This is a genomic window from Mesorhizobium sp. M7A.F.Ca.ET.027.03.2.1, from assembly GCF_003999175.1.
Lineage (GTDB): Bacteria > Pseudomonadota > Alphaproteobacteria > Rhizobiales > Rhizobiaceae > Mesorhizobium.
In genome coordinates this window covers 1-3,385 of the sequence record NZ_RZOM01000683.1, presented here as the reverse complement: position 1 = coordinate 3,385, position 3,385 = coordinate 1, and the positions used below count along the sequence as shown (strand labels likewise).

1 protein-coding gene and 2 pseudogenes are annotated in these 3,385 nt (G+C 64.4%); 2 read left to right on the top strand and 1 reads right to left on the bottom strand.

The window, feature by feature from the left end:
* Positions 1-665 (top strand): annotated as a pseudogene (locus tag EN750_RS24840) (glycosyltransferase family 2 protein); the annotation flags it as partial.
* Between the two features lie 9 nt (positions 666-674).
* Positions 675-2,459, top strand: a complete 1,785-nt coding sequence (locus EN750_RS24835; RefSeq protein WP_127398035.1) for an ABC transporter ATP-binding protein — start codon at positions 675-677, stop codon at positions 2,457-2,459.
* 288 nt (positions 2,460-2,747) lie between these two features.
* On the opposite strand, the pseudogene EN750_RS24830 reads toward EN750_RS24835, so the two are convergent.
* Positions 2,748-3,385: pseudogene (locus EN750_RS24830) on the bottom strand (hypothetical protein); the annotation flags it as partial.

Here is a 3,385-nt window from a genome sequence, read left to right as displayed (position 1 = left end):
ATGACTGCGCGGTCCATCGCGACTATCTGCGCGATCTGGAGCGACACTATGCGTCCGGGGAACAATGGCTCATCCGGGGCGGACGTGTCGAGCTTGGCGATGCCAGGGATTTGCCGTTCACCATCAAGCGGTCGTGGGCGCGCGAGCGGCTGACGCCGGATGTTCATCCCGGCGGTTTCGTGCTGGGCTGCAACATGACGATGCACCGCGATGTCGCGGCCCGCATCGGCTATTTCGACGAACGCTTCGGCGCCGGCGGACCATTGCGGTCGGCAGAGGATACCGATTACCTCGTGCGCGCGATGCTGCTCGGCATCGCGGTCGAGTATGTGCCTGATATGACGATATTCCATCATCATGGCCGGCGGGATCGCAAAGCCATCGAAAAGCTGCATCGCGACTACAGCCTGGGCAATGGCGGGCTCTGCCTGAAGCATGTTCGCCACGCGCCCTGGCTGCTTCGCCATTTCTACTGGGCCGCAAGAGGGGCTATCAGGGAATTGGCGGGTGGACCCGCCTTCGATCGTGAACTCAACCTGCCGCACTGGCCGATCGTCGCCATGAATTTGCTCGGCGCGGCCAGGTTCGCGGTTCTCCTGCTGGCCAGGCGGCCGCGGACCGAACCGGTGCGGCAAGATCAGCAAGCCAATGCCCAGGCGAGGTGAAACGCTATAATGCCGATGCTGCCGCCAAGCCTGCCGAAGCTGTTCCGGGCGTTCGGAAAGCGGCAACTGCGCCTGCTTCCGGCGGTGGTGGTACTCGGCCTGGTCAGCGCCGTCCTCGAAGGGTTCGGCATCGGCCTGATCATCCCGTTGCTGGGCATCATCATGGGACATGGGGATGCGGCCGGCATGGGCGGCTTCTCCGCTGTCCTCCAGCATGTCGGATCGGGCCTGAGCGAGCGCGACCGGCTTGTGGTCATTTCGGTCGCCATCCTCGGCTCGATCGTCCTGAAGAACGTCTTCGCCTTCGCCAACACGCTGCTGACGACCTTCATCTCCGGCAAGGCAAGCCATTCCATCCGCAGCGCCCTGTCGGAGCAGCTGTTGCGGGTCGGCTACCCGTTCTTCCTGCGGCAAAGCCCCGGACGCCTGCTCAACATCATCTCCAACGAATCCTGGCGGGCCTCCGATGCGATCCAGATCATGCTGTCGGCCATCGTCAGCGCATCGGCCGCCATCATCCTCCTGGCTTTCCTGTTGCTGCTTTCGTGGCGCATGACGCTTCTGGTCACGCTCGGACTGGCGCTCGTCCAGATCGCGCACGCCATCCTCTCTGCCAATCTGAAGGAGCCCAGCCGCAGCGTCGCTTCGCGCAACGGCCACCTCGCCTCGCAGATGCTTCACCTTGTGCATGCCGGACGGCTGATCCGCATCTTCGGACAGGAGAACCGGGAAAAGGCGATATTCGACACGGCGTCGGATGCGGTTCGCCGCGCTTCCTTCGCGCTGCTCGTGCGCCAGGGAGCGCTGCCGCCGATGACGGAGGTTCTCCACGCCATGCTGTTCCTGGCGGTGGTGATCGGCGCCTGGCTGGCGCAGGTGAGTTTCCCGCTGATCATCGCCTTCGTCATCCTGCTCTACAGGCTGCAGCCGCATATGCGGGCCCTGCAGGGCTCGTGGAGCCAGCTGCAGGGCCTGAGCGGATCGCTAGAAGAGGTGACATGGCTGCTGGATCCCGCCGGCAAGCCGCCACCGCCGCAAGGCGACGGGCCGTTCCACGGTCTGCGCCAGGGCATCAAGTTCGACGATGTGACATTCACCTATTCCGGTACGGACCGGCGCGAGGTGGTGCTGCATGCGGCGACATTCGAAATCCGCGGCGGCCGCTCGACGGCGCTGATCGGCCGCTCGGGCGCCGGCAAGACGACGATCGTCAATCTCCTGTGCCGCTTCGTCGAACCGGACACCGGCAGCATCCTCGTCGATGGATCGCCGCTCGACCGGATCGACGCCAGCCAGTGGCGACGGCACATCGCCCTGGCCAGCCAGGAACTGGAACTGGTCGACGGCAGCATTTTTGAAAACATAACCGACGGCCAGGACGCGGCGACAGCCGGCGACGCCGAAGCCGCCGCAAGACTGGCCGAAGCGCACGAGTTCATCGAAAGGCTGCCTCAGGGCTACGAGACCCTGGTCGGCTACAGGGGCGTCAATCTGTCGGCGGGACAGAGGCAGCGGATCGCCTTGGCCAGAGCCCTGGTGCGCGATCCCGATCTCCTCATCCTGGACGAAGCCACCAATGCGGTGGACGGGCTGTCGGAAGCGGCCATCGTCGAGACCCTGAAGTCGAGAGCCGGCCGCCGCACGACCATCGTCATCAGCCACCACCACAGCACCATCTCGTTCTGCGACGACGTGGTCATCCTGAGCGGCGGCCGCGTGAAAAAGCAGGCCCCTTTCGGCGCCCTGGCCTCGCTCAGCATGGACGAGCTTTATCAGCACGAGCCGCTCGACTGAGAAGGCACCGGGCCGGCCCGCGATCGTTTCCCGGGCGTGTTTGCAGCCTCCGGCCGGCGGGTCGTCGAAAAGGTTCGAATCAGCAGCCCGGGAATTGCCGCTGACACCTTCCGTGATCGCACCAATGCCGTGCGGAACCGAGGCGCGCTACCTTGTCTGTGCGGCGGACCTGTCGATCCGCCTGGCCGGTGCCCCATTGGGCTTACTCTCCGGGTGAGGTGCCGGCCTCCCATGCACAAAACAAAGACCTGAAGCCGGTCGCCTGAAGCCCTTCAGGCGCGACACGCTTTACGAAGCGGCGCCGACATTCCTGCGCATGCGCCGCCTGCCCGTCGTCCGTGCTTTCTTCGCCATCGCCCCGGCTATCTCGACCACGCCATTCTCGGGCGGCCTGCCATTGGTGGCCTTGTGGAGCCGCTCATAGGGCAGCAGTTCCTTGATCCGGGCATTGAGCGAGGCGATTTCTGCCTTGAGGTCCTCGCACTCCTGCCTCTGCACGTCGAACTGTATCTGTTCGGACGCCTGTTGCAGCGTCAGTTGAGAAAGGTTGGCGTTCACCTTGGAAAGACTCATCTTGTCGCCTTCGCTCTCCTGGCTCAGCGCGGACAATCTTTCATCGGCGATCTTCTTTTCGGCCAGGGCGTCGTTCAGTTCGCTCTTGAGCCTGGCGATCTCGCCTGCGGCTTCGCTGTTTTCGGTCGACACTTGCTCCAGCCGCGATTGCAGGTTCTGGATCTCCGAGCTCAACCCGCGCATTTCCGCCTGGCCGCGAGCCAGCTCGGCTTCCTTGTCGCCTTCCATCATGCGGGCCGCTTCGCTCGTTTCCGACAGCTTCGCCTGTGCGGCCTCGAGCGACTTCTGGAGCCGCATCTCCTCTTTCTCGCTCTTGCCGAGCGCGGCCAGAAGCTCCGCCAGCCGCGCTGCTT